General features: G+C 37.9%; 7 protein-coding genes and 1 pseudogene. 4 read left to right on the top strand and 4 right to left on the bottom strand.

Annotated features, from left to right (window positions below):
- From ACFVSH_RS06155 to ACFVSH_RS06145, 3 genes are all read left to right on the top strand, one after another.
- Positions 1-982: peptidoglycan-binding protein (locus ACFVSH_RS06155; RefSeq protein WP_387705246.1), on the top strand; the 982-nt coding region annotated here is incomplete at its 5' end.
- Between the two features lie 467 nt (positions 983-1,449).
- A complete protein-coding gene (locus ACFVSH_RS06150; RefSeq protein ID WP_387604632.1) occupies positions 1,450-1,611 on the top strand; it encodes a hypothetical protein in 162 nt (53 codons plus the stop codon).
- Between the two features lie 181 nt (positions 1,612-1,792).
- A complete protein-coding gene (locus ACFVSH_RS06145; RefSeq protein ID WP_387604631.1) occupies positions 1,793-1,954 on the top strand; it encodes a hypothetical protein in 162 nt (53 codons plus the stop codon).
- Here the strand turns inward: ACFVSH_RS06145 and ACFVSH_RS06140 are convergent.
- Both ACFVSH_RS06140 and ACFVSH_RS06135 read right to left on the bottom strand, forming a co-directional pair.
- Positions 1,938-2,186 (bottom strand): hypothetical protein, encoded by a 249-nt coding sequence (locus tag ACFVSH_RS06140; protein ID WP_387604629.1) that lies wholly within the window; start codon positions 2,184-2,186, stop codon positions 1,938-1,940. The genes ACFVSH_RS06145 and ACFVSH_RS06140 overlap by 17 nt on opposite strands.
- Positions 2,187-2,263: 77 nt before the next feature.
- Positions 2,264-2,839 (bottom strand): DUF5067 domain-containing protein, encoded by a 576-nt coding sequence (locus tag ACFVSH_RS06135; RefSeq protein ID WP_387604627.1) that lies wholly within the window; start codon positions 2,837-2,839, stop codon positions 2,264-2,266.
- A 971-nt stretch (positions 2,840-3,810) separates the two neighbouring features.
- On the opposite strand from ACFVSH_RS06135, the gene ACFVSH_RS06130 reads away from it, so the two are divergent.
- Positions 3,811-4,548, top strand: coding sequence for a glycosyltransferase (locus ACFVSH_RS06130; RefSeq protein WP_387604625.1), 738 nt, complete (start codon positions 3,811-3,813; stop codon positions 4,546-4,548).
- Between the two features lie 342 nt (positions 4,549-4,890).
- Here the strand turns inward: ACFVSH_RS06130 and ACFVSH_RS06125 are convergent, their stop codons facing one another.
- The gene (locus ACFVSH_RS06125) at positions 4,891-5,736 is read right to left on the bottom strand and encodes a helix-turn-helix domain-containing protein (RefSeq protein WP_387604623.1); all 846 of its coding nucleotides are present in this window, start codon (positions 5,734-5,736) and stop codon (positions 4,891-4,893) included.
- Positions 5,737-5,856: 120 nt separating this feature from the next.
- Positions 5,857-7,223 (bottom strand): annotated as a pseudogene (locus ACFVSH_RS06120) (hypothetical protein).
- Between the last annotated feature and the right edge of the window lie 19 nt (positions 7,224-7,242).

Below are 7,242 nucleotides of genomic sequence, written 5' to 3'. Positions count from 1 at the left end.
GCTGGGGTGGCCGGGGATAGGGTATACATTTGTTATAGAGCCTAAGAATGTTATTAACACACCAAAAGGTATAAGAGCTCGGATTGTATATGCGAATGATATCGACCGCAGGACCTTCCATGTGGGGAATAGCAATCAGTTCTCTCTAGGTATCTGCGTTGCTGGAGATTATCGATATGAAACTATGGATGATGCCACACTTGCCAGTATTGCAGAACTTCACGCTGCACTTGTTAAAGATGGGATTGGGAAATATGATAAGGCCCATAATGAAATGCCAGGTTATAGTTGGAAAGCTTGTTGTCAGTATAACTACAGAGATGCTTTTGATTGGAAAGGCTCAAAGACTCCAGTCAAACCACAACCGGCTCCTGATGTTTATACCATCCAAGAAGGGGACACATTTTGGAGCATTGCACATAAAGATGGAACGGGTGGCTTGCAAGTTGAAGATTTAATTAAAGCAAATCCTGGAATAGATCCAACTAAATTAAAAATTGGTCAGAAAATCAATTTTGGAAATGCTAAAGATGTTAGTGAAAAACCTGATAATAATATCAAAGAAGACACGAAGCCTACGAGTAGTGGGGATAGTGTTATAGTTTCCATTCAAAAAACATTAAATAGCCGGTATAAAGCCGGTCTTAGTGTGAATGGGATTAAAGGTCCTAAAACTAAAACAGCGCTTATCAAAGGCCTACAAACAGAACTTAATAAGCAATTCAATAAAAAGCTTGTTGTGGACGGTAAATGGGGATCTAAGACGAAGGCGGCAATCGTCACTGTCAAAAAGGGAACAAAAGGGAATATCACATGGATTCTACAGGCGACGCTTTACATCGAAGGATATAATCCTGGAACACTTGATTCTAACTTCGGGACAAGTACTGAAAAAGCACTGAAGAAATTCCAAGAGAAAAAAGGTTTATTCGATGATGGAAAAGCAGGGAAAGAGACATTTGAAGAGTTATTTGCTGCATAACAAAAAGTATGAATAAAAAGTAAATGAATGGATACAATAATATTATAGTTTTTTTCCCTTTGCACTCCGTCAGAATAAAAGCCCCACTCTTAAATGAGATGGGGCTTATTTTTTATTAAGGAAGAATATATGTAATTCAATGGATAAAATATTATTGTGTTGCCCTAACTTAGTAACACTCCGACCTTTTAAAGTCCTTCTCTTAGTTGAGAGGGGCTTCTTTTACTTTGGCTTTGTTAAACATTAATGTTGATTTTTGAACAAATAAAAGAGACCACTTAAATTGTGGTCTTCTTTGAACCGTTAGTTGAACAAGAAATAAAGATTCATGAACAGAATGTTCCTACTTTTCACTAAAATAGCAACAGAATATTGACTTTATAAAATGTGTTGTTGTCCTATGTGTTGTCCAATCGTAAAATCTAAAAAAGAATAACATAAATTATAAGTATTCAGGAGGTGATTATATGTGTAACGATTTTCGCCGTCGTGAATTTGACAGAGAATTTGAATTTCGTCGTCGTAGGGGCCACCGCCGTGAGCACCGCCTTTTCCGTTTCAACCACTATCCTAACCGCTATTCCCATCGTTATTGGGATAATTTTTACGATGATATTTTCTATGGTTAAAGTACAAGCATGTAAATAAATACAAAAATGTCACAAAATTTCGTTTAAAGTCTGCCAGTGATGGTGGGCTTTTTACTTAAAATTCCACGAATGTACATACCTCTAGGTAATGAACCTAAACATCATCCTTATATTTACATAATCTAAAACAAATAAAGATTTGGGGGGGGAATTACTAAAAATGTATAATTTAATAATAAATGAAGATATAAATGCAAATGATTTAAGAAGAATTACTGTTGGTGGTATTGGTGGTGTAGAGGGACACTTTTTTATGTGTGTCCGTTATCCGGGGTATAGTTCAACGAGTAGGGCTCTTTTTTGTTTTAAATTAGAGGCTTAACCTTCTTAACTAACTCCGTAATATCAATATCATCGTTATAAACAACTTGATCAATCCGGAAATCCTCACTAGCTGCAAAGTTATTTTTAATCTGCTGTATCCATTCATATGCCGCAATAGCAGCTGCCCAATCTGGATCCTTCTTAAAATCTGAATTAGGAACAGGGAAGCTGCCACTTTGTAAAAAATTAGTTTCTTTTGCATGTAAGTAAACCTTGATATTAATGTTCATAATTTTTCCCTCAATATTTTTGTAATTAGGAAACTTTTAAATAACGAAAGCCCCTATCAAGTAAGGGGCAATATATATTATTTCAATTTTACAATATACTTTCCGACTTGTTCAAAAGTATTTTGATCTATCGCTGTAAAAGTAACATCGTGAGTTTCATTGTCTAATTCATATGCGGCCACATATTCAACACTTTTGCCAGGTAGTAAAGCGTTTGAACCGGCATTATCTAAATCAACCATTTTGTTGTAAGTCTCAATATCTTCTTCACTTCCGAACGCATCAAGAAAATGATAATTTTCACTTAAATCAATTCTTGATGTTCCATTATCTTGCTGAGCCAGTAAACTCATGAGAGTATCATCTGGAACAATATCTTTATCTTTCGTTTTATTTGTAAGTGTAAAAGTGACAAATAACCCTGGATGAGCTTCCAGTGGACTTTGGATAACTTTAGTTTCAGATATTGCTAAACTAAAATCTTCATTTTCAACGGATCCGTTCTCAAACGATATAGTTGGCTCAGTGGTTTCCTCAGCTGCAGTTTCAGCTGTTGTTGTTTCGTTATTACTGCTTTTATCTTGAGTATCCAAGTTCTTCCCGCAAGCTGTAAGCAAAATCATAACAGATAATATAACTAATATTTTTTTCATTCCTCTTCCTCCTTATATAAATCATCGACCTTCATACACAGTAATTTAGCTATTTTAAATTGTTAATTGTAGGGTGGTTTCCTGTATTTATCCAGCTAGGGATAAAACACTTATATTTCCGACTAAATATTTTTATTCCCTGTTTCTTTAGGGTTCGCTGAACAAATAAAAAAAGAGACCACTCATATAATGGTCTCATTTTGTGCTCTATGAAACTAACGCACCCGTTAGTATTATAAGGTCAGCCAGATATTTCTGGATGATCATTTTTTAATCGATATATGATAGCGGTAGCTGGGGGGTAGAACGGACGCACCTTGGGACTAACATAAATCCCCTCAAGTAAACAGTTCGCCCCCTACTTGTAGAAATACGATTGGGGCTGGTTGGGACCTAGACCTAGATCGCGTATAAAAGCGAAGCTATCATACAACAAGAAGGATTAGGGGTACCGGTTAGTTTTTAGGAGGAGGAGATCTAAGAATGAATCCAGTAGTAGGTCTGGATATCGCAAAAGTGAAAGTCAGGTTCAAGCATACTTGGAAAAGAAAAAGCGTTACAAATATAGTTTTAAGGTGACATATACCCTCGAAGGATTAGAGAACTTTTCTTTATTTCTTCAAGACATCGAAAGTATGACTGGAGTTCGAGCTCCCATTGTTTTAGAATCCACAGGACATTCCAAACTGTCTTAACAAACACAGGCTTTTTCCATTTTTAGCCAGATGTTCAATTGAACACATAAAGATTTATCCGTCAGTTTCCCAAATGTATACCACTTACTCCGTCTCATTTTCCTATATTTTCATATAACTTCATTTGTAAATTCGTTGAATCCACTAACATTCTTATAAGAAACAGGAAAGATGTACAAGCAATCCGTCACTTTTTTCATATTTTATATAACTGAGTGTTATTAAAATCAATCTTCTAAGCTGACACTTTTTGAATTTGAATTATATAAAGAAAGGGTGAGAAAATTGACACAGGAAAATAGGAATAAGAAGTTTTCTATCATCATACCTGCTCACAATGAAGAAAAATATATAGCGGGGTGTCTGGAATCCATCAAAGCTGCTTCAAAGCGGTATAAGGATCAGGTTGAAATTATTGTTGTGTTGAATCGGTGTACAGATCGGACGGAGGAAATCGCAAAATCCTATAATGCGATCACGATCAAAAATAAGGACAAAAATCTTTCAAAAATTAGAAATGTAGGGGCGAAAGTTGCCACTGGAGATATTCTGATTACGATAGATGCAGATACCAAAATGTCTAAAGGATTCCTATCTAGAGTGAATTTGTTATTATCGAGCGGGTTATTTATCGGTGGCGGGACATCCGGGTTATTTGACCGTATGTCTTTGGGGATTCTAACATCTGTTGCAGCCATATCCATTCCAATGCTAATTAAGTATGGTTTGATTGCAGTTGGGATTTTCTGGTGCTACAGAAAAGATTTCGTGGCCATTAACGGATTCAATGAGGAATTGCTTATGGCCGAAGACGCTGATTTTGCCCATCGGCTGATGATGTGGGGGCTGGTAAATCGAAAGCTTTTCGGCATCATCCCTTTTGGCATGCTCACATCAAGCAGAAAGTTTGATAAATTCGGGGATTGGGTTATGGTCAAAAACCCTCGCTATATATGGGCTTATCTGAAGGGAACGGACAAGAAGCGGGCGGAAGAATTGTATTATGATTATTAAGCAGGAAAGGGCTGGCGGATATTCCCCAGCCCTAAATAATAGGTCCTATAAAAAAAGGAGCAACCAGTAAAAACTGGTTAACTCTATAATACGAACGCACCCTTTAGTAAGAGTAGGGCAGCGAAAACTTAGAATCTACACTCACAGCTATTTGTTAATGTAATAAAATATAATTTTCAAAAAAACCTCTAATCAATTAGAGGTTTTTTGTTTGCACCAATTTTATATTTCTATCTATTTAACGCACCTGTTAGGTAGTTTCCCTCTCCTATTATTTTCAACTATTTTGCCCCATTAATGCCATAAGAATAAAATTATCTGGCCAGGTAAAAACCTTTCTGATTAATTAAGGTTGTTCATAAAATCTGCATCAAAGTAAAGCTCATTCATAAGCTTGTTCACAATCCCATTGAAATAAACAAACTTTCCTTTATGCATCTTAACTCCACTCTTAACCTTCATAGCAAATTCCTTAAATGCTTTAGTGCCGATTTCTATTTCCTGTTTACTTGTAAATGCTCTTTCGTTAGTAGAATAATCAACCACTTTATTACACTGTTTAATTACCTTCCAAAACTCCTGTATTGTTTCAGCCTTTTCGTAGAAAGACCCTACGAGATTACTAAATACATCTGGAACCCAATTAGCTAAAAAATTTGCTTGTTTTACAGAGTTTCCAAGAGAATTATCCACATGAGAGAATTGAGCAACGGCTTTACGTTTATTGTTTTTAATCTTTTGTTTTAAGAAAGAAGTAGTTGTTTTAATGGTCGGACACTTAGTAGGACTTTTAGTAGGTTGCTTGTCGGACAGTTCATCTTTCACAGGTTGAATGATAATAGCGTTAGCTGTTTGCATCATATCTTTTTTACGCTTCATTGGTACTTGGCGGATCATTCCGAGGTCTTCAAGTTTCTTCATTAAACGTTGAACAGTTTTATAAGATACTTCAAGCTTATCCGCAATTGTATTCTTACACATGTAGCTCACACCAATTTGTTTGCAACTGTGACGCTTTAAAATCTCTAACAACTTAATTAATCTAGCTTGTACATCCACACGTTTCACAGACGCACGAATGGCGTCTCGGCAAACTCGTACATTCTTATTTAATTCTTCAATGTCAGTGAAAGATGATAAATTGTTATATGCTTCTTCATTTGCGATTACATCAATACGTTTCTTCATTAATATGTTGTCTCCTCTTTGGAAACAAAAAAGCAACGTTCACCATAATTGATCATGGCAAACGTTGCTCCAACCCAGCACATATTGTAAAATGTGGATAAGGGTACAGCAAGTGTTTGCCTATCGTGAGTAGGCGGACGGTATAAGTAGTGGTCCAACACTATTTATACACGCTGTGCTTTTTTGTTTTTTCCGGTAGACACAAGAGATGTTTTTAGTCGACGGAGATGTACCTCCGCCAACCCAAATCGCAGTTATTTGCCCGAGTGCAGTCAAGGTGGCGGTTCCGCTTCCGATTGCCGTTCCAAATAGTTTGGCGACAGATCCGGCTAAAGAAATGCCTGAGAAGCCCGATCCATCCAAGCCAGTGATGGCACCAATGCCCGTTAATGTGATGGCGGCTATTTCTTTCGTTAAAGGAACGGAGGCCGCTAGGGCAGCACCGAGGTCATTGACGATGCCGAGTGATGTTTTTGGTAAGTAGTCCCCGATGATCTGATTAAATCCCGAATCACCTAAATAGAAGAATGCTGCGATTGGGATCACAGGTCCGAATACCTTGAAGCCAAATTGAAAACCCTGAATCAAATAGGCGGTTGATTTTTCCAATCCTTGCTGTTTATGTGCGACAAGGGATAAAATCAGCAAAATGAAAACGGCTGTACCGCCAACCAACGCCGTGGCATCTCCGCCTTGCAACTTCAAAACCGACAATGCCACAACATCCAACAGAAAGGCAATAGGAATGAAAACGGCAAAAAACTTCTTTTGTCCCAGTGTGAGCAGATCTCACTGATTGTCTGATCTTGGATGATTCCCTCATTATCCGCCGCATTGATTCTTCCCAGCTTCATATCCCGCTTTAAAAGGATAAAGGCGGATATGGTGGTGACGACCCCCATTGTAATGACAAGAGGAATGCTCGCAGCGATGACATCACCGACTGGTATGGAAGCGGCATCCCCAGTTAGTTTAGGAGCAGCTTGAATGATGAAGTCCCCTGATAATGCGATTCCATGACCAAAAAGGTTCATCGCCATCGCCACGCCAAGAGCAGGTAAGCCAGCTCGTAAGGCAACGGGGAGCAGGACTGCCCCAAGTAAGGCAACGGCAGGTGATGGCCAGAAAAACCAAGATATGATCATCATGACGATTCCAATTACCCATAAGGCAAGTGTAGGATTCTTAATGAATTTCGCAAATGGTGCAATCATGACATCATTAATGCCGGACCTCGTTAAAACCGTGCTCATGGCAACGATGATGGAAATGATTAAAATTGTGGACATTAATTCCGTGATTGCGAAAATGAAGCTGTTGAATATCCCGCTTATGGAGGGTGCTAAACTGCCTGTAGCCACTAAAGCCAAAAGGAATATTCCAACTATGCAGATGAGGGTAGTATCACGACGTTTTACCATAAACCCGATTATCAATGCAATAAATACAACATAAATCCAATGGAGTGCCGTTAATTCCATCTCCATGATCCGTCCCCCTCAAAAT

Source organism: Peribacillus sp. NPDC058002 (assembly GCF_042886655.1).
GTDB lineage: Bacteria > Bacillota > Bacilli > Bacillales > DSM-1321 > Peribacillus > Peribacillus aracenensis.
This window is presented reverse-complemented; position numbering and strand designations above follow the sequence as displayed.